The following is a 19,262-nucleotide window of genomic DNA, read 5'->3' on the forward strand; positions in this document are numbered from 1 at the left end:
GTGTAAGCTGTAAGCTGTAAGCTGTAAGCTGTAAGCTGTAAGCTGTAAGCTGTAAGCTGTAAGCTGTAAGCTGTAAGCTGTAAGCAAAATTCTAAACGCTAGTTGATTGCTTGCTACATAAAATAAATAATAAAAACGCTTCAACACAGCGAAATAATATCGGCCTTCAAATGGCCAGAAGTTAGGTATTTTAATGGAAAACTTTTTTCTTGATATAACCACTGCGATGCAAAGTCAGCAGTGGTTTTATTTTTTGACGGTGGGCTTAGTAAGCCTGTGTATTGGTAGCTTTTTGAATGTGGTGATTTATCGTTTGCCACTGATAATGAAAAGAGAATGGCAAACTGAGTGCCGTATTGTATTGGCCGATGAGCTCAATTCAAAACAGCAAACAGAACAAGCTCCCTTTAATTTAGTAAAACCTAATTCGACCTGCCCTAAATGCCAAGCGCCGATCAAAGCTTGGCAAAATATCCCTGTCTTAAGTTGGCTATTGCTAAAAGGTCGCTGTGCAAATTGTCAAACACCGATTTCTGTGCGCTACCCTATTGTAGAAATGCTTACAGCGGTTTTAAGTTTAGTTATCGCCGCTGTTTTTGGCCCAACAACGCTTGCTCTTCTTTATATATTGATTACTTGGTTTTTAGTTGCATTAACTTTTATCGATATAGATCATATGTTACTGCCCGACCAGCTCACCCTGCCACTCGTTTGGTTAGCGCTGATTGCTGCCACTATGGATATTACCATTGCACCGAGCGATGCCATTATCGGCGCAGCAGTTGGCTACCTGAGCTTATGGAGTGTCTACTGGTTATTCAAGCTTGCTACTGGTAAAGAAGGCATGGGTTATGGCGACTTTAAACTATTAGCCGTGTTTGGTGCGCTACTTGGCTGGCAAGATATTTTAACTATCGTGCTGCTATCAAGTGTCGTCGGTGCCATCATCGGCATTGCGCAAATCATTGTTCAAGGTAAAGACAAAACTACGCCAATCCCATTTGGGCCTTATCTTGCCATCGCAGGATGGGTCACCTTACTTTGGGGTGAGCAAATTAAAAGTTATTACTTTAACTATTTAGGTTACTAATTATGGCAAACTGGGTTTTAGGGCTAACTGGCGGTATTGGCTCAGGCAAAAGTGCAGTAAGCGCCATGTTTGAAGAGCTTGGTATTCAGGTAGTTGATGCCGATATAGTTGCCAGAGAGGTCGTCGAGCCTGGCTCTGTTGGCCTTACAAAAATTACAGCACATTTTGGTGATGAGATACTCACGAGTAACCGCACGCTTGATCGCTCAAAACTAAGAGCAATTATCTTTGCCGATGAATCACAAAAACAATGGCTAAATAACTTATTGCATCCACTTATTCGAGAATCAATGCTGAGCCAATTAAAGCAAGCCACCAGCAATTATGTCATCTTAGTTGCTCCCTTACTTTTTGAAAATGGCTTAGAAAAATACTGCAACCATACCTTGCTAATTGATGTTCCGGTTGATGTACAAATAACAAGAACTACAGCCCGAGATAATGTCTCTGTAGAGTTAGCTAAGCAAATTATCGCTTCTCAAATGAGCAGAGCTGATAAACAACAAAAAGCGGGAGATATTTTAGATAATAACCGCCCTCTTGAAGAAGTAAAAACGGATGTACAAAAACTGCATGAAAAGTATCTAATACACTCTCACTAGGCTATTGATTTTATTTATAGATTCTCATTCAATAGAAGACTCTAAAACCAATACAAAAGTACCAACCCATACTCTAAACAACTGAGTTTTAGGTTAATTTTTTTTGCAATTTTTCTAAAATCAGACAAGACTGATGTAATAGCCTTACTTTTTCTGTTAGATTGTGGCAATAAAGGATCAATCTAGGTGCGCAATGAATATAAACTCACCGCTACTTCGAAAATTTATTACACTCGGTCGCATTGATGCAGAGACCGTAAAATCAAAGCAGCGCGAATATAACTCTACTGCAGAGCTTATTTCTAAAACATGTGGAATGGCTGGACATGAGCTTGCTGAGCAATGTACAGACCTTTTTCGTGTGCCTTATTTTGACATCAAAGACTTTGACGTTGCGAACATTAGCGAAGAACTAGTTAAAGATAAGCTAATTCGTGAGCACCACATTTTACCTCTAGTTAAAAAGGGCCGTAAGCTCTACATTGCAGCCTCAGATCCAACCGACTACGGTGCCTTTGAAAACTTTGAATTTAGTACTGGCCTTTCATGCGAAGTGGTCGTTGTTGATTACACGCAACTTGAAAATAAAATTGAGCAATTACTTGATGCCGCAGGTGGCTTACATTTAAGTGAGGATGAGTTTAAAGAACTTGGTGAGCTTGAAACAGAAGCCCCTCGCGACTTAGCTAGCAAAGATGAAGATAAAGACGATGCCCCTATTATCGTTTACATCAATAAAATATTGATGGATGCGATTAAAAAAGGGGCCTCGGATCTACACTTTGAACCTTATGAACACCGCTACCGTGTGCGTTTTCGTATCGATGGTATTTTGCATGAAATGGCAAGTCCGCCAAATAGCTTAGCGAGCCGTTTATCCGCGCGTATCAAGGTTATGTCACGACTAGACATAGCAGAAAAACGTAAACCTCAAGACGGCCGTATTAAGCTTAAAATCACTGAACGTAAAAGTATCGACTTCCGTGTCAGTACATTGCCTACTCTTTGGGGCGAGAAAATCGTAATGCGTATTCTCGACTCATCAAGTGCTATGCTAGGTATCGATGTGCTTGGTTATGAACCTGAGCAGAAAAAACTCTACATGGACGCACTAGAGCAACCACAAGGCATGATCCTAGTAACCGGTCCAACAGGCTCTGGTAAAACGGTATCACTTTATACAGGTTTGAATATTCTTAACCAGCCAGAACGTAATATCAGTACTGCCGAGGATCCAGTAGAGATCAACCTTGAAGGGATTAACCAAGTTCAAATTAATCCAAAGGCAGATATGACCTTTGCCAATGCATTAAAGGCTTTCTTACGACAAGATCCTGACGTAGTAATGGTTGGTGAGATCCGTGACCTTGAAACCGCTGAAATAGCAATTAAAGCGGCGCAAACGGGTCACTTGGTATTATCAACTCTGCATACAAACTCTGCACCAGAAACTCTTACTCGTCTTTTAAATATGGGTGTTCCTGCTTATAATGTAGCAAGCTCTATCAGCCTTATTATTGCGCAGCGTCTAGCAAGACGACTTTGTCCTAAGTGTAAAACACCAGAAAAACTACCTGATGAAGAATTGATTCGCCAAGGTTTTGATAAAGACAAGCTCAATGAAGTTCAGTTATTTGCACCAAAAGGCTGCGATAGCTGTACTGAAGGCTATAAAGGTCGAGTTGGTATTTACGAGGTAATGCAAATTACCCCTGAAATAGCGCAAATTATTATGCGTGGTGGTAACTCACTCGAAATCGCTGAAGTATCTCTGCGCTCAGGCTTTAATGATCTGCGTTTATCTGGCCTGAAAAAAGCCGCCGACGGTGTTACCTCTCTAGCAGAAATAAACCGAGTAACGAGTTTCTAAACAAATTCGTTACTGGATTATCAGCTAACTGTTCAGTAAGATCTGACAAAAGTGCTTATTTGAGAGTTATTCCATGCCAACAGTTGTAAACTGCCCAACATGCAAAGCCAAAGTTGAATGGTCAGAGCAAAGCCCGCATCGTCCATTTTGCTCAAAACGCTGCCAGCTAATTGATTTAGGCGAGTGGTCGTTTGAAAACAATAAAATTTCTAGCCCAATTAGCAATGCTAATGATTTGAGCCAAGATATGATTGAAGACATCGAAGCAATGCTGGCTAAAAACGATGATTCATTCTTTAAAGAATAAAGCGTCAAATACAAAAAATGCGGCAATTGCCGCATTTTTTAATATAACCTATCACTTTTAACCTTCAGAACGCTCACCTTTGCGCTCGCCGCGTGGACCATGGTGGCCCTTTTTGTGACCTTTTTTACGCAGGTGCTTTTTAATCTCTTGATAGCTTTCGCGCTGTTCAGCATTTAAAACCTGCCAAATCGCATGGTCAGATTTCATTTTTAGCATTGCAAACTGCAGACCTTTTTCTTGGCGCGCTTTAATCAGCTCTAATGCGGCATTTTCGTCAAATGCTTTTGTTGCTAATAACGCATCCATTTTCTCTTTGTGTGCAGCACGAGCGGCTTTCATTGCATCTTTATCGCCACGCAGTGCTTCAAATTGTGTTTTCTGCTGTGCAAAAATCGCTTTAAGTTGTGTTTGCTGCTCTTCGGTAAGTTGTAATTTATCAATACCACGCTCAGAAAGTAAAAAACGAGCCTGTGGGTTCATACCACGGTTAAAGTCTCCTTTCGCCATTGCTGAAGTAGCACCTACACTGGCTGCTGCTAAACCACAAACAAGTACGAATTTAGAAAGCTTATTTGAAATAGTCATAATCATTACCTTTTGTTGGGTTGTGCTCTTTTGTCGTTTCCGACTGATGGGTTAACTATAACTAATGCAATGCAAAGGAACGCAAACCAGTGTAAAGGTTGTGTAAAGATTCACTTTTACACAATTTACTGAGTAAAATAACCTTAAAGAAATAAATAGCTAGGTGTCAGAATGAAACTATTAATGATCGACGACGATACAGGATTGTGCGAATTACTCAGCGAGTACTTATCAGCACAAGGTTTTACAGTAGAGTGTGTTCATGATGGCGCTGAAGGCCTAAAGCAAGCTATTAAGCATAACTATGAGCTAATATTGCTTGATGTGATGCTACCCTCTATGGATGGCTTTGATGTGCTAAAGCAATTAAGGCAACATAAGCTCACACCGGTGATTATGTTAACCGCGAAAGGCGAAGATTTTGATCGTATCTTTGGTTTAGAACTAGGCGCAGATGATTATATTCCTAAGCCATTTAATCACAGAGAGCTACTAGCTCGCGTTAAAGCAATTACCCGTCGCATCGAGCATATCAACAGCTTATCGAACCAACAGACAAGCTCATTGAGTGTCAACAGCATCAATGTAAATTTCGCAACTCGTGAGGCTTCTGTTAATGACAATGTACTTAGCCTAACCGGCACTGAGTATGAAATTCTTGCCATGCTAGTTCAACATGCAGGTGAGGTGATCAGCAAAGAGCAAATCAGTGAGCAAGTATTAGGTAGACGCCTTGCTCCTTTTGACCGCTCAATCGATATGCATGTCAGCAACATCCGTAAAAAAATTGCAGAGCATGTTAGTAATGAACGGATCAAAACCATGCGTGGCAGTGGTTATGTATTAATACAAGGCGAATAATATGCAAACTCCAAGCTGGCTAAAGCATCCCCGCCATTATTTGTTTTTAAAAATATTTGCTTGGTTTTGGGTTACTGTCATAGCGACTATCACAATACTGGTGTTTTTAAGCCAGTTAACGAGCAATGTCGGCAATGACGACCTGCGTGGACCCATGCTGAAAAACCTTGAGTACACTGCTAAAAGTATTGAACGCATTGTTGCTAAACACGGAAAATCAACTCAAGAGGTTTTATCTCATCCGCGCTTATCAAAGCATAAATTACTGTACTTAAATGGTGAGGTTCATGGTGTTGAAATGCTTAGCGAACCTGTATCCAAAGACATTGATTTAAGCTTGCTGAACTTTACCAAATATATGCGTCCGCAAATTATTTTTACCGATGAATACCAAGCTTATGGACCGGTAGCTTTGAATGTACCCGAAGGTAAGTTTTATCTTTATGAAATCGATGAAAAACGCAAGAAACCGTTTTTTGTCAGCCTATGGCTAATGCCAGTTTGGCTCAAGCTACTTATTGCTTTAATCGCCTCATTGATGCTGAGTTTCTTCTTTAGCCGTAACTTAATTGCACCTATTAATAGTTTGAAAGAAACCGCAAAAAAGCTTGCTCATGGCGATTTAACTGCCCGTGCCGATGTATCTCCTACTCGTCAAGATGAGTTAGGTGTACTTGGTCGTGACTTTAATACCATGGCAGTACAACTTGAGCAGCTTATTAGCGCTCAAAAACGACTGCTAGCAGATATTTCTCATGAACTACGTTCTCCATTAACGCGCTTAAAAATGGCTACAGGCCTTGCACAAATGCAAGCCGATGATGCTCAACACGCTTATTTAGAGCGCATTGAAAAAGAGGCCAATCAGCTCGATAAAATGATTGCCGATGTCCTTCAAGTTTCACGCTTAGAAGCCAAAAGCCAGACTCTGGCGTTGAGTACACAGTCCTTACAAGTGATTGTAGATCACGTACTCAACGATGCTCAATTTGAGGCCAAGCAAAGTAATAAAGAGCTTATTGTAAATGGTACACTAACAGCCGATTTAAAATGCGATGAAACCTTAATAGCCAGCGCGCTTGAGAATGTACTTCGCAATGCCATTAAATACGCAGAACATTCAATCTCAATAGGCTTAGTTGAATCAGATGCTATCTACATCACTATTTGTGATGACGGTAAAGGGGTTGATGAAGCAAACCTAGCAAGGCTGTGTGAACCCTTCTTTCGCCAAGAGCATGCTCGTGATAGAAGCACTGGCGGCACGGGCTTAGGTCTTGCTATTGCAAAGAATGCTATCTCAGCACATGATGGTACACTAACACTTGAAAACCAAGAACATGGCGGACTGTGCGTAAACATCCGCCTACCTTATAAGAGTGAGTAAATGTTTTATAGTAGCGAAGCAAGTCTTGTTAATAACCTACCTAATATTAATCAGTTTTTTTCTGAGCAATTACAGCAAGACTTTCTGAGCACCGCTCATGGCAAGCTTTATTATGGCTATGCAATACCTCAACAAGCAAAAACGGCCATTGTTATCAGTACTGGCCGAATAGAGTCTTTAATTAAGTATAAAGAGTTGCTTTGGGAGCTATATCAAAATGGCTTTGCAGTTTTTAGTGTTGATCACCAGGGGCAAGGTCGCTCTTATCGTCATTTAAAAAACACTCATAAGGGTTTTGTAAACCGCTTTACTGACTACGCAGATGACTTTGCTGTATTTATAGAAAAAGTGGTGCATCAACACTGGCAAGGAAAGCAGGTTTTGCTTGGCCACTCTATGGGCAGTGCCATTGCCTATGATTACCTATCGCGCTATCAGCATCAATTTGCGGGTGCTTTTTTATCAGCGCCGATGTTTGATATCTATACCAAAGGCACGCCAAAGCCTGTAGCAAAACTGGCTGCTAAAATTGCATCCTTACTTGGTCTTGGCCGCAGTTACGCATTTGGCCAACGCGATTATTTACCAGTCGACTTTGCAGCTAATGAGCTAACCAGTAGTGAAATTCGATATAAGCTGTTCAGAGAGCTGTATGCAGCAGAAGATGATTTACAGCTAGGTGGCGTAACCTATGGTTGGCTTAATGCATCATTTGATTTTATTGCTTCTTTAGTCGATAAAAAAGTCGATATTCCTTTATTTATCGCCAGCGCCGAGCAAGATACCGTGGTCGATAACGCTGCGCAATTTGCACTTAGCCATAGGCAAAAAGCACAACTAAAAAGCTATGCGAGCGCTCGCCACGAGTTATTATGTGAACGCGACGAGATCAGACAAGCAGTGCTCAGCGATTTTTATCAATTTTGTGCTGAGCTTTGACGTGTTTTGTTAACCACAGAAAGTGGGTCTAGGTGCATCAAAATATCCATTTCACAATCAAAATGCGTTTGAATTAACGCTTCTACTTCATCAGCAACTTGATGCGCTCTTATCAATGATAATGAGTCTTCCAGCTCTAAATGCATCTGAATAAACTTAATTTTACCACCTTGGCGAGTACGAATATCATGGGCACCAAATACGTCTTGATGACTATTCACAATGGCCAGTATTTGTTGTTTTTCTTCATCTGGGAGCTCTTTATCCATTAAGTGATCAGCACTTTCGCGAGCAATATCCCAGCTGTTATAAAGTAAATAAACAGCCACCCCAATAGCAAACAATGGATCGGCATAAGCGACGCCGTACTTAGCTAACACAATTGCCAGTAATACCGCCAAGTTTAAGATTAAATCGCCTTTATAGTGAATTGAGTCTGCTTTAATGGCGATTGATTCGGTGTGATTAATCACCTTAGTTTGTACAAACACCACCACGAGCGTACAAACAATAGCGAAAATACTAACCCAAATACCAAGGTCTGAATGCTTTAAGGTTACCGGATTAAATAAGCGCTCAATGCCATGAAACGCTAAAAAGCAACCTGAGCCAGCTATAAAAGCGGCCTGTGCAAGCCCGGCTAATGCTTCGGCTTTTCCGTGACCAAAGCGATGGTCGTCATCAGCAGGGCGTAGTGCATAACCTAGCACTAAAAAACTCATCAGTGAGGCTGTGATATCCATTAACGAATCGGTCAATGAACCCAGCATTGACGCCGAGCCAGATGCAAGCCAAGCCCAGCTTTTTGCTGCGATCATTAAACTCACCATAACAATGGTGACTATACTGGCTGTTTTAACCCAAAACTCATAACTACGATGCTGCACAACAACTTACCTTTAGTGAGTAACTGTGTTGAGTATATCATCTTTTAATTCTAGTTCGTGTATACTCAGCAGCAGATCAAATCCTTATAAATGAGATTCACATGCTTGATATTGTGTTGTACCAACCAGAAATTCCACCAAACACGGGTAATATCATTCGCTTATGCGCAAACACAGGTTATGCGTTACACCTAATTGAACCCCTTGGTTTTGAGTGGGATGATAAACGCGTAAAACGTGCAGGTCTTGATTATCATGAGTTTAGCCATGTACAGCGCCATGCCTCGTTTGAAGCATATCTAGAAAAATGCCAGCCGAAAAAAGTCTATGCTTGCACCACTAAGGGCAGCCAATTTCATCATCAAGCACAATATCAGCCTGGCGATTGTTTAGTGTTTGGCCCTGAAACACGTGGCTTACCTGATGATCTAATTCAGTCGTTGCCGAAAGAGCAACGTGTACGTATTCCAATGCAAAAAGACAGCCGTAGTATGAACTTATCTAACTCAGTTGCTGTATTTGTTTATGAATCTTGGCGTCAGCTGGGTTTCGTGAACGGTCAATAACTCATTGAAAAAGCGCTTGTAATAAATATTCACTAATTGTTTAGCACGACCATTTTTTATGGACTAACCTAAATAGGTGAGTTTGTTCCTAAAGATGGATTTAATGCGCTTTTTTGCCCGAGTATGCAGTATCATTTTGCTGATGCAGCACTTTTCTAGTGCTGCTTCTGCTGCTGTGTCTAATCCCTCTAACTCACAAGTCCCCAATACGACTCCCCTATTACTACTAATCTTTCTAGCGATTGTCATCCTCATTGGTGCGGTTATCTATTATCAAAGAAACCAAAAGATGACGCTGATGGATGCTCTACTTTCCCAGTCTAAAGATGGTATTTGGGTCACCGATGAACAGTTCCGGATCATAGAAATTAATAACGCATTTAGTGAAATATCGGGTTATAAAAAAGCCGATGTACTTGGTAAAAAATTCAAAGCATTAACGCAAGCCGGTCGTGATACACAACTCGAAGAAATTATCCAACAAGAGCTGAGTAATGATGGTTATTGGTCTGGCGAAATTTGGAATTTACGCAAAGATGGGCAACCCTACGCCATTGATTTATGTATAACAAAAGTGACCACACCACGCTTTGCAAAAAGCTCTGTACGTTACGTTGGTATGTTTTCTGATGTAACTGCTCGTAAGAATAACGAGCGAACTATGCTCAAGCTCACGACCAAAGACAGTGTCACGGGTTTATCAAACCGCGCCATTTTTATAGAGTCCCTTGAAAAAGCAATCAATGCTTGTAACGACACTTACCCTAGCCTGTTGATCATCTTTATTGATATAGACAACTTTAAAAAAATTAACGATTCGCTCGGTCACACAATTGGCGATGTACTACTAAAAGAGGTAGCCTGTCGTTTAACTGACTCTCTAAATTCAGGCTTTACCATTGCAAGACTCGGTGCAGATGAATTTGCGGTACTGGTACCGCCCTATCTTTATTCAGGTCAAACCGTATTCTTTGCAAAAAAAACCGCAGACATCGTCCTTCAGCAGTTTAAAACCCCATTTATGTTAGATGGCTTTGAGACTTCACTATCTGCCTGCTGTGGTCTTGCTATCTACCCAGACAACGCCTACAACTGTGAATACTTAATGCGCAGCGCAAATAGTGCTTTGAATCATGCAAAAAAAATGGGCCGTAATACGTATCAATTTTTTGATAAAGAGCGCCATACTCTCGACCCAACCGAGTTAACCAAAGAGAGCGCTTTATTTAAAGCCATTACCAACAATGAGTTTGAGCTTTATTTTCAGCCTAAGTTTGATGCCCAGCATAATCAGTTATACGGCTTTGAAGCATTAGTTCGCTGGCCTCAAGAAGATGGCAGTGTTATTAACCCCGATGAGTTCATTCCGCTTGCCGAACAAAATGGTGCCATTATTCCGCTCACCCAATTACTGATGGAGCAGCTGCTTAATCAACTAGCCCAGTGGCGAAAACAAAACATTTCGTTTGGTAATGTCGCTATTAATATTTCAGCCTTACACTTTCAGCAAAGTAGTCTTATTGAAACACTCATCGACAACTTAGCTAAATTTGACGTACCGGCACATTGCTTAGAACTCGAGATCACAGAAAGCGCCATGATGGATAACCCTGAGTTTGCAGAGCAGCAAATGAAACGCATTAAATCGATTGGTGTGCACATCGCGCTGGATGACTTTGGCACCGGTCATTCATCACTCAGTTACTTAAAGCGTTTTCCAATCGATACGCTCAAAATCGACAAGTCATTCGTAAAAGATATCGATAAAAACGACCAAGATCGCAACATCACCGCCACCATAGTGCGACTAGCTAAATATTTGGATATTAATGTGGTTGCTGAAGGAGTAGAAACTGAAGAGCAAGCCTACATGCTGCATATTATGGGCTGTCATTTTCAACAAGGTTACTATTACTGCAAGCCATTAAAAGCCAATCAAGTCAGCGAATTTATTAATGACACGCTAGAAAAGCAGCAATCTAGCTAGTGGTTGCAACGGTACATCAAATAAAAAACGCGATTAATAAATCGCGTTTTTTATTTAACAGTGCACAATCTAAATTATTCAGATTTTTGCTCACGGCCAAGTAGTGCCATCGCAGCTTCTTTTACATCTTTATTTTCATAAAGTACTTGGTAAATTTGCTCCGTTATTGGCATTTCAATACCGGTACGCTCAGCAAGTAAATACACTTCTTTGGTATTTCTATAGCCTTCAACAACCTGACCAATAGATTCAATTGCAGCTTCTACGCCTTCACCCTTGCCAAGAGCAAGACCAAAGCGACGGTTACGAGATTGGTTATCTGTACAGGTTAAGATCAAGTCACCTAGGCCAGCCATACCCATAAAGGTATCTGAACGGGCACCTAATGCACACCCTAAACGGCAAAGCTCAGCTAAACCGCGAGTGATTAAGGCAGTACGTGCGTTGGCACCAAAGCCAAAACCATCAGACATACCAGCGCCAATCGCAATGACATTTTTAACTGCGCCACCAAGCTGTATACCAATGAAGTCATCATTGTTATACACCCTAAATGAGCGACCACAGTGTAAAAGGTCAGCTAATTGCTTAGCGAAGTCTTTAGAGGTCGACGATACCGAAATAGCGGTTGGTAAGCCCATTGCCATTTCTTTGGCAAAAGTAGGCCCTGAAAGCACAGCCAGAGGAACATCATCTCCTAGCTCTTGCACCGCTACCTCTTGTAATAAACGCCCTGTATTTGGCTCTAAACCTTTGGTAGCCCATGCAACTTCAGCACCTTCTGACAACCAAGGTTTGATTTTTTGCAGCGTGCCAGCAAAAGCATGACTCGGAACAACAACCAAAATGATCTTGCTTGCTTTAACTGCCGTTTCTAAATCTGCTTCTAGTTGGAGGGTTTCAGGAAAGCTAACATCCGGAACATAACGTTGATTCTTTCGCTCAGCTGCAAGCGTAGCAACGTCATCGCTATTGCGGCCCCACAAGGTCACTGGGTGGCCATTTCTGGCAAAGCAAATAGCAAGGGCGGTGCCATAAGACCCCGCCCCTAATACTGTAACAGCTGATTGTGCTGTACTCATAGCTTATGCGTCTGCAGTTGCCTGTTGATCTTGAGCTGCACGTTGTTGCATGTATTGAGCAAATAGTGCGTCAAAGTTAACTGGCGCTAAGTTTAATTGTGGGAAAGTACCACGGTTAACTAGGTTTGATACTGCTTCACGTGCGTAAGGGAAAAGTACGTTCGGGCAGAAAGCACCTAACATGTGTGCAAGTTGAACTTCTTCAACTTCACCAATTGTGAAAATACCCGCTTGTTGGATTTCACATAGGAATGCTGTTTCTTCACCGATTGAAGCCGTTACTGTTAAAGCAAGAACAACTTCAAACACGCCTTCTTCTAATTTGTTAGAACGAGTATCTAAGTCAAGCTTTACTTCAGGAGTCCACTCTTTTTGGAAAATAGCAGGTGAGTTAGGCGTCTCAAAAGAAACATCTTTAGTGTAGATGCGTTGGATTGAGAATTGAGCGCCGGCTTGTTCTGCTGCTGCGTTTTGATTTTCTTCGTTCATTGTAATTCCTAACTTGTATTCGTTTTTATATTTAAAATTTATTAAGCGTTAAGCTTTGCGTCTAAAAGGCCTTGCGCTTCAATTGCCATCATGTCGTCACAACCGCCGATATGTTCATCATTAATGAAAATTTGCGGAACTGTGTAACCACCATTTGCTTTGTCGATCATTTCATCACGACGCTCAGGGTGAACACCAATATCGATATTCGTGTAGTCTACACCTTTACTGTCTAATAACGCCAAAGCACGTTGGCAGAATGGACAGTATGCTTTTGTGTAAAGAACAACATTACTCATAATAATTCCTCTATCGGGCAGTGAGCCTTATTAACGACCGGTCGTTGTTGGTAAGCTAGCTGATTGCCAAGCGCCCATACCGCCCGCTAATACATAAACACGCTCAAAACCTGCTTTATGCATTGCAGTTGCGATACCTGAGGCAGTCATGCCCGTGGTACATACTAGTATAATGGGTTTAGTCTTAAACTTTTCAAGGCTTGAAAAATCAGATTGCTTTGCTTTTTCCGGATTTAAGTGAGTTGCGCCTGCAATACGGCCAGAGTTAAACTCTTTTTGTGCACGTATATCAATCACTTGACCATCATCACGGTTAATTAGCAAGGTAAGTTGCTGTGGGTTGATTTGACGGATAGCCGAAAATTTACTTTTAAACCAACTGCTGATCAGCATAGCGACTAATGCTAACCAGATAATGCTCAAAACCGGATGATTCGAGATAAATTCAATATATTGATCCATGCGTTTTCCACTAAGAAATTTAGGTACCACAGCGCATAGCCATGGGTTAATTAAAATTTGCCACGCAAGTATACGTGCTTCAATTGAAAATGCTAGGGCGTGAAATATTTTAATATGACATATTGATAGCTGATCAAAACCATAAAACACGGTATGCTAGTGATATATAAGTGCCAATCTTCAGGAGCTATAATGACAGAGCATAAAAAACCATTGGTATTAATGATCTTAGACGGTTGGGGATACCGTGAAGACACAGAAAGTAACGCCATACTTGCTGCTAATACCCCAGTACTCGACAACCTTTGGGCAACCCGCCCACATACATTAATTTCAGGTTCGGGACTTGATGTTGGTTTACCTGCAGGACAAATGGGTAACTCTGAAGTAGGCCATGTAAATTTAGGTGCTGGCCGTATCGTTTACCAAGATTTTACTCGCATCACTAAAGCCATTGATGATGGTGAGTTCGATAGCAACCCAGCACTTGTTGATAATATCGACAAAGCTGTAAATGCAGGCAAAGCCGTGCATATTATGGGTCTTTTAAGCCCAGGTGGTGTTCATAGTCACGAAGACCACATTGTGGCAACGATTGAACTTGCAGCTAAGCGCGGTGCAAAAGAAGTCTACTTCCACGGTTTCTTAGACGGCCGTGACACACCACCACGTAGCGCAAAAGCATCAATTGAGCGCATCGAAGCCTTATTTGCAGAACTTGGCTGTGGCCGCTTAGCAACGCTTGTTGGTCGTTACTATGCAATGGACCGCGATAACCGTTGGAATCGTGTCGAGCTTGCATATGATGTTATGGTTAGTGGTATTGCTGAATACAGCTACACTGACGGTGTAACCGCACTAGAAGCGGCTTATGCACGTGACGAGAACGACGAGTTCGTAGCTGCAACAACTGTTGTGCCAGAAGGCCAAGCAGCTGCTGAGATCAATGACGGCGACACAGTTATCTTTGCTAACTTCAGAGCAGACCGAGCACGTGAAATGACTCGTGCCTTTGTTGATGCTGACTTCAGTGGTTTTGATAAGAAAAAATCACCACAGTTAAGCGCTTTTGTGATGATGACAGAGTACGCAGCAGACATTAAAGCGCCGATTGCGTTTGCCCCAGAGCCTTTAACAAATGTATTAGGCGAATGGTTAGAGAAGCAAGGTAAAACACAGCTACGTATTTCTGAAACAGAAAAATACGCACACGTGACCTTTTTCTTCAGCGGTGGCCGTGAAGATGAATTTGTTGGTGAGACTCGCGAACTAATTCCATCACCACAAGTAGCAACATACGATCTGCAACCAGAAATGAACTCTGAAATGCTAACCGATAAACTTGTTGAAGCAATCGCTAGCGGTAAATACGATGCCATCATCTGTAACTACCCTAACGGAGACATGGTAGGTCACTCTGGCGTATTCGAAGCAGCAGTGAAAGCATGTGAAGCAGTTGATCATTGTATTGGTCGTGTAGTTGCAGCACTTGAAGAACATGGTGGTGAAGCGCTTATTACAGCCGATCATGGTAATGCTGAACAAATGGCTAACCCAGCAACGGGCCAAGCACATACCGCACACACTAGTGAGCCAGTGCCATTTATCTATGTTGGCCGTGATGCAACACCACATGATGGTAAAACATTGAGTGACGTGGCTCCAACTATGCTTCACCTACTCGGCTTAGAGCAGCCAAGTGAAATGACTGGTAAACCAATCATGACGCTGAAATAAGCTATGAGTAAATGTATTAACCACTTCCTTAAAACTGGTTTAATACTGACTTCATTAGTAACAACTTCGGTTGTTGCTAATGAAAATCAAACCAAAAAAGACTTATCAGACATTCAATCAGCTTTACAAAAAACAGAGGCTGAGCTTAAAGGTCAACGCAAGTCCATTGCCCAAATGCGTAAAGATCTGCGCGCCCATGAACTCGACATAGCTCAAAATGCCAAAGCATTAAACCTTGCCGCCCAATCTGTTAAAGAAAATGAGCAACAACAGCGAGAACAACAAGCTAAAGCCGAGCAACTTAAAGCCCAGCAAGCACAGCGCCAAACCTTATTAGCTGCACAACTAAAAAGCGCCTACATGGCGGGTAGCCATGACTACTCAAAAATGTTGCTTAACCAACAAGACACAGCCAAAATTGAGCGCACGCTAAGTTATTATAATTATTTAAACAAAGCGCGTATTGAGCAAATTGAAGAGCTCAAAGCACTACAGCAAGAAATTGCAGACAACCAGGCTGAGCTTGAAAAAACCAAACAACGTCTAGTTGCCTTATATGATGAGCAAAAAAGACGCCAGCAAGCTCTGGTCAATGCACAACAAGAGCGTAAAACTAACCTAAATAAACTCCAGTCAGCGTTGAAAGAAACTAAAAGCTCTATTGATTACTTAAAAGAAAATGAGCAAACCCTGATCACCGCCATTGAAGAGCTTGAACAAGAGCGAAGTGAAAAGGTTGAATTACTAGGCTTACAAAGTAGTAAGGGCAAACTCGACTGGCCAACTAAAGGGGCATTACGCCACCGCTTTGGGCAACGCAAGCACGGCAACATAGATTGGAAAGGCGTACTTATCAGCGCTAAAGAAGGCAGTAATGTTAAAAGCGTACAGAACGGCCAAGTTGTTTACGCAGACTGGCTAAATGGCTTTGGCTGGGTTATCGCTATTGATCATGGCGATGGCTTTATGAGCTTATATGGTCACGCTCAAACTCTACTTCGCGATGTTGGCGACCTTGTTAGAGAAGGCGAAACAATTGCATTAGTCGGTCAAAGCGGCGGACAACCGGATCCTGGTCTATACTTTGAAATACGCCACAAAGGACGCGCAGTAAATCCTGTAAAATGGTGCAGACGCATTTAATTGATTAAATAGCTGCACTCTATGAGGAGCAGCTGATGCTAAACACAACTTACTCTTACAAAGCTCATTTTTCCCCAGCTAAGTTTTTTACTCAGCTGTCTTTTTTATTACTTGTCAGCTTGCTATGCCTGATACTGCAATCGTTTCAGGCTGTTGCAAAACCCTCGTTGCAGTCTCTACAGCATCAGCAACTAAACGAAATCCTATTTAATATCCATACATATTATGTTGATGATCTGAAACTACAAAACTCATTTGTAACCCAGCCTGATAACTTACAAGTCGAAGCGTTATTCGAACGCCTTGATCCATACTCAAAATATCTCGACGAAACTGAGCTCGATGCTATCTTCAGTAGCACTAATGGTAGATACACAGGACTCGGTATAGAAGTAAAAGTTGAAGATGGTCGGGTTTATATTGTTAACACTATTAATAACTCACCTGCGGCGCTTGCGGGTCTTCAGGTAAATGATGAAGTTATAGCGATTAATCAACAACCTATTTTAGACAAAAGCATCGAAGAAGTTGCTAAATTAATTCGCCAAAGCGGTCAAAGTGCTGTCGATGTTGCTGTTAAAAGAGAGAAAGATACTGAGCTAAATTTCTCGATTAAGCGCCAACAAATCAACTTACAAAGCGTTCATGGCCATTTAGCAGATACAGGCGTTGCGCTTATCAGTATCAACTCATTCAATAACCACACATTACACGATGTTGCTCGGGAGCTTGCAAAAATGCAGGTCACCAATAGCTTCCCTCTTTCAGGTTTAATTATTGATTTACGCGATAACCCAGGCGGTACATTACAAGGGGCCATTGAAGTTGCAGATCTGTTCTTAGATAACGGCACCATAGTGTCAACCAAAGGCCGCTTTAATGAAGCTAATCAGAAGTATAAAGCCCATAAAGGCGACATACTCAGTGGCGCTCCTATTGCTGTATTGATTAACGAAAACTCAGCCTCTGCCGCTGAAATACTTGCAGCAGCATTAAGAGATAATCAACGAGCGGTGCTAATTGGCGAAACTTCTTTTGGTAAAGGCTCAGTGCAATCATTGATACCTCTGGGTAACGGTAATACCGCATTAAAACTGACTACAGCACGTTATTACACACCCGCGGGTCAATCTATCGATGGAAAGGGGATCACCCCAGATGTGAGTATTAATCAAACAATGCTTTCAGAAATTGACCAAGGCGTTATAATAAAAAACATCCAAGAATTGGCGCTTTTTAGCTCACTTCTAGATGGACAAGACAAAAAGCAACTTACAGCAAAGCAGATCTTTATTATGCAGTAAGTAAATGCTCACAACGGATATAATAATTACAAAAAGTGAATCTAAAAACAGGCTTATTACTCGCCGTATGTTGCCTACCGCTATTCTGCCAAGCAAAGCAAATAGCCATAGTAATTGATGATATAGGCAATCATCAGCGAGATCTTGAAATATTAAACTTACCAGGGCAAGTGACCTTCTCAATCTTGCCCCATACACCCTATTCACAAATATTTGCTGAACGCGCCAGTAGAACTCATAAAGAATTACTTTTACATGTACCAATGCAAGCGCTTGATAAAACTAAAGCACTTGGTCCGGGTGCACTCACCGATACTATGAGTAAGTCAGAGTTACAAACAACCCTTGGTCATGCGTTAGCCTCTCTACCACAAGTAAAAGGGGTCAATAACCACATGGGTTCTGAGTTAACACAACTTACAGAGCCAATGAAATGGACGATGGAAATATTAAAGAAACGCGGTTTGTACTTCTTAGATAGCCGTACAACGAGTCAAAGTGAAGCACAAAACGTTGCTAATCTATATGGTGTTGCAAACGTATCTCGTCATGTATTTCTTGATAACAATGTCACCCAAAGTCAGCTACAACATCAACTTGAAGAACTAAAAAGCAAAGCTGAACACTTCAACTACGCAATCGCCATAGCCCACCCCTATCCAGAAACCGTTGCTTTTCTACAACAAGCCCTCCCAAAACTACAACAACAAGGCTTCGAACTTGTTCCCCTCTCACAACTAGTCGAAACAAAATACATTCAGCTTGCCAAAGCAGAGCAAAGGCAAGGGGAATGAGTGTTATAAAAGTAAGTTAGCGAGAGTAAAGTTAGCGAGGGGAAAGTTGAAAGAGTAAAGTTTGAAGGTCTGGCGTAGATTGGGTAGAGCACAGCGAAACCAAACACAGAGCTATCAGCTTTCAGCCGTCAGCTATCAGCCGCTCGGAGTGGGTGTTTGGTGCTGCGTCTTCCTCTGCCGGGGGCTCTAGGCTCTAGGCTCTAGGCTCTAGGCTCTAGGCTCTAGGCTCTAGGCTCTAGGCAAAGTGTACTTGTAGGAATGGCTTTAGCCATGAATGTGTTTGTTCTGGTCTGAATTCGGCACTGAAGTGCCTCCTACGGAGGTTGTTTTGCTAAGGGTGACTCTTTACAGGACAACCACACAATTCAACTTTACCCTTGCTAACTTGTAACTCGCTAACTCGTGTTTGGTTTCGCTGCGCTCTACCCAACCTACCTGGAGAATGAACAGGGTGAGCTGAGGGTGACTCTGTACTAAACAACCACACAGTTCAACTTTACCCTTGCTAACTTGCAACTCGCTAACTCATGTTGGGTTTCGCTCCGCTCTACCCAACCTACCTGGCTGAAAGCTGACAGCTAAAACGCAAAAAAGCCCGACTCTTTCGAATCGGGCTTTCTCTTATTTGGAGCCTGGCGATGACCTACTTTCACATAGCAGCTGCTACACTATCATCGGCGCTGTTTCGTTTCACTACTGAGTTCGGCATGGGGTCAGGTGGGTCCAAAACGCTATTGTCACCAAGCAAATTTGGTTTAATTCGCTCATCTGAGCAAATTAATAAATCTGGAAATCTGATATCAAGTAAATGTCTACTTTAGTTTCTTAACTTCTGTCTGTTACGCTGTCATAAAACGCGTTTGGCGTTGTA

19 protein-coding genes and 1 rRNA gene are annotated in these 19,262 nt (G+C 41.9%); 13 read left to right on the top strand and 7 right to left on the bottom strand.

All coding sequences use genetic code 11. From position 1 onward, the window contains the following. The first annotated feature begins 193 nt into the window (after positions 1 to 193). The 4 genes from VRK28_RS07010 (at position 194) to yacG (ending at position 3,869) form a co-directional block, all read left to right on the top strand. Complete coding sequence (locus VRK28_RS07010; protein ID WP_332393627.1) at positions 194 to 1,090, top strand: prepilin peptidase; 897 nt, start codon at positions 194 to 196, stop codon at positions 1,088 to 1,090. A gap of 2 nt (positions 1,091 to 1,092) precedes the next feature. Further along, positions 1,093 to 1,692 carry a dephospho-CoA kinase gene (gene coaE, locus VRK28_RS07015; RefSeq protein WP_332393628.1) on the top strand — a complete coding sequence of 200 codons (600 nt, stop codon included), beginning with the start codon at positions 1,093 to 1,095 and terminating at the stop codon, positions 1,690 to 1,692. 193 nt (positions 1,693 to 1,885) lie between these two features. Continuing rightward, on the top strand, positions 1,886 to 3,562 hold the full coding sequence (gene pilB, locus VRK28_RS07020; protein WP_055022084.1) for a type IV-A pilus assembly ATPase PilB: 1,677 nt from the start codon (positions 1,886 to 1,888) through the stop codon (positions 3,560 to 3,562). A 73-nt stretch (positions 3,563 to 3,635) separates the two neighbouring features. After that, complete coding sequence (yacG, locus tag VRK28_RS07025) at positions 3,636 to 3,869, top strand: DNA gyrase inhibitor YacG (RefSeq protein ID WP_054562797.1); 234 nt, start codon at positions 3,636 to 3,638, stop codon at positions 3,867 to 3,869. A 57-nt stretch (positions 3,870 to 3,926) separates the two neighbouring features. Here the strand turns inward: yacG and VRK28_RS07030 are convergent, their stop codons facing one another. Next, on the bottom strand, positions 3,927 to 4,454 hold the full coding sequence (locus VRK28_RS07030; RefSeq protein WP_332393629.1) for a Spy/CpxP family protein refolding chaperone: 528 nt from the start codon (positions 4,452 to 4,454) through the stop codon (positions 3,927 to 3,929). 171 nt (positions 4,455 to 4,625) lie between these two features. Here VRK28_RS07030 and VRK28_RS07035 point away from each other — a divergent pair, with 171 nt between their 5' ends. The 3 genes from VRK28_RS07035 to VRK28_RS07045 are packed head-to-tail and all read left to right on the top strand — an operon-like array spanning position 4,626 to position 7,641. Further along, complete coding sequence (locus tag VRK28_RS07035; RefSeq protein WP_130166792.1) at positions 4,626 to 5,315, top strand: response regulator; 690 nt, start codon at positions 4,626 to 4,628, stop codon at positions 5,313 to 5,315. A 1-nt stretch (position 5,316) separates the two neighbouring features. Continuing rightward, positions 5,317 to 6,702: an ATP-binding protein gene (locus VRK28_RS07040; protein WP_250659892.1), complete on the top strand. Its 1,386-nt coding sequence runs from the start codon at positions 5,317 to 5,319 to the stop codon at positions 6,700 to 6,702. After that, on the top strand, positions 6,703 to 7,641 hold the full coding sequence (locus VRK28_RS07045; protein ID WP_130166790.1) for an alpha/beta fold hydrolase: 939 nt from the start codon (positions 6,703 to 6,705) through the stop codon (positions 7,639 to 7,641). Here the strand turns inward: VRK28_RS07045 and VRK28_RS07050 are convergent. Next, positions 7,620 to 8,528, bottom strand: coding sequence for a cation diffusion facilitator family transporter (locus VRK28_RS07050; RefSeq protein ID WP_082401648.1), 909 nt, complete (start codon positions 8,526 to 8,528; stop codon positions 7,620 to 7,622). The genes VRK28_RS07045 and VRK28_RS07050 overlap by 22 nt on opposite strands. 101 nt (positions 8,529 to 8,629) lie before the next feature. Here VRK28_RS07050 and trmL point away from each other — a divergent pair, with 101 nt between their 5' ends. After that, positions 8,630 to 9,094 (top strand): tRNA (uridine(34)/cytosine(34)/5-carboxymethylaminomethyluridine(34)-2'-O)-methyltransferase TrmL, encoded by a 465-nt coding sequence (gene trmL / locus VRK28_RS07055; protein ID WP_058586636.1) that lies wholly within the window; start codon positions 8,630 to 8,632, stop codon positions 9,092 to 9,094. Between the two features lie 103 nt (positions 9,095 to 9,197). Next, on the top strand, positions 9,198 to 11,081 hold the full coding sequence (locus tag VRK28_RS07060; RefSeq protein ID WP_165385092.1) for a putative bifunctional diguanylate cyclase/phosphodiesterase: 1,884 nt from the start codon (positions 9,198 to 9,200) through the stop codon (positions 11,079 to 11,081). A gap of 74 nt (positions 11,082 to 11,155) precedes the next feature. Here the strand turns inward: VRK28_RS07060 and gpsA are convergent, their stop codons facing one another. From gpsA to VRK28_RS07080, 4 genes are read right to left on the bottom strand one after another with little or no spacing between them, the layout of a single operon-like run. Continuing rightward, on the bottom strand, positions 11,156 to 12,163 hold the full coding sequence (gene gpsA, locus VRK28_RS07065; RefSeq protein WP_055022087.1) for an NAD(P)H-dependent glycerol-3-phosphate dehydrogenase: 1,008 nt from the start codon (positions 12,161 to 12,163) through the stop codon (positions 11,156 to 11,158). A 3-nt stretch (positions 12,164 to 12,166) separates the two neighbouring features. Next, on the bottom strand, positions 12,167 to 12,652 hold the full coding sequence (secB, locus tag VRK28_RS07070) for a protein-export chaperone SecB (protein ID WP_054550974.1): 486 nt from the start codon (positions 12,650 to 12,652) through the stop codon (positions 12,167 to 12,169). 41 nt (positions 12,653 to 12,693) lie between these two features. Beyond that, a complete protein-coding gene (grxC, locus tag VRK28_RS07075) occupies positions 12,694 to 12,951 on the bottom strand; it encodes a glutaredoxin 3 (protein WP_054550973.1) in 258 nt (85 codons plus the stop codon). Between the two features lie 30 nt (positions 12,952 to 12,981). Further along, positions 12,982 to 13,413: a rhodanese-like domain-containing protein gene (locus tag VRK28_RS07080; protein ID WP_054562817.1), complete on the bottom strand. Its 432-nt coding sequence runs from the start codon at positions 13,411 to 13,413 to the stop codon at positions 12,982 to 12,984. Positions 13,414 to 13,605: 192 nt separating this feature from the next. Between VRK28_RS07080 and gpmM the strand changes: the two genes are divergently transcribed. The 4 genes from gpmM to VRK28_RS07100 are packed head-to-tail and all read left to right on the top strand — an operon-like array spanning position 13,606 to position 18,391. After that, entirely contained in the window at positions 13,606 to 15,150 is a 1,545-nt protein-coding gene (gene gpmM, locus VRK28_RS07085; RefSeq protein ID WP_054562803.1) for a 2,3-bisphosphoglycerate-independent phosphoglycerate mutase, read from the top strand. Positions 15,151 to 15,153: 3 nt separating this feature from the next. Next, complete coding sequence (locus VRK28_RS07090) at positions 15,154 to 16,293, top strand: murein hydrolase activator EnvC family protein (protein WP_332393630.1); 1,140 nt, start codon at positions 15,154 to 15,156, stop codon at positions 16,291 to 16,293. A 35-nt stretch (positions 16,294 to 16,328) separates the two neighbouring features. After that, on the top strand, positions 16,329 to 17,597 hold the full coding sequence (locus VRK28_RS07095) for a S41 family peptidase (protein ID WP_332393631.1): 1,269 nt from the start codon (positions 16,329 to 16,331) through the stop codon (positions 17,595 to 17,597). 35 nt (positions 17,598 to 17,632) lie between these two features. After that, positions 17,633 to 18,391, top strand: a complete 759-nt coding sequence (locus VRK28_RS07100; protein ID WP_332393632.1) for a divergent polysaccharide deacetylase family protein — start codon at positions 17,633 to 17,635, stop codon at positions 18,389 to 18,391. Between the two features lie 630 nt (positions 18,392 to 19,021). On the opposite strand, the gene rrf is transcribed toward VRK28_RS07100, so the two are convergent. After that, positions 19,022 to 19,136 (bottom strand): 5S ribosomal RNA (gene rrf, locus VRK28_RS07105). Between the last annotated feature and the right edge of the window lie 126 nt (positions 19,137 to 19,262).

Origin of the sequence: Pseudoalteromonas sp. P80D2, assembly GCF_036680945.1 — a bacterium.
Taxonomy (GTDB): domain Bacteria; phylum Pseudomonadota; class Gammaproteobacteria; order Enterobacterales; family Alteromonadaceae; genus Pseudoalteromonas; species Pseudoalteromonas shioyasakiensis.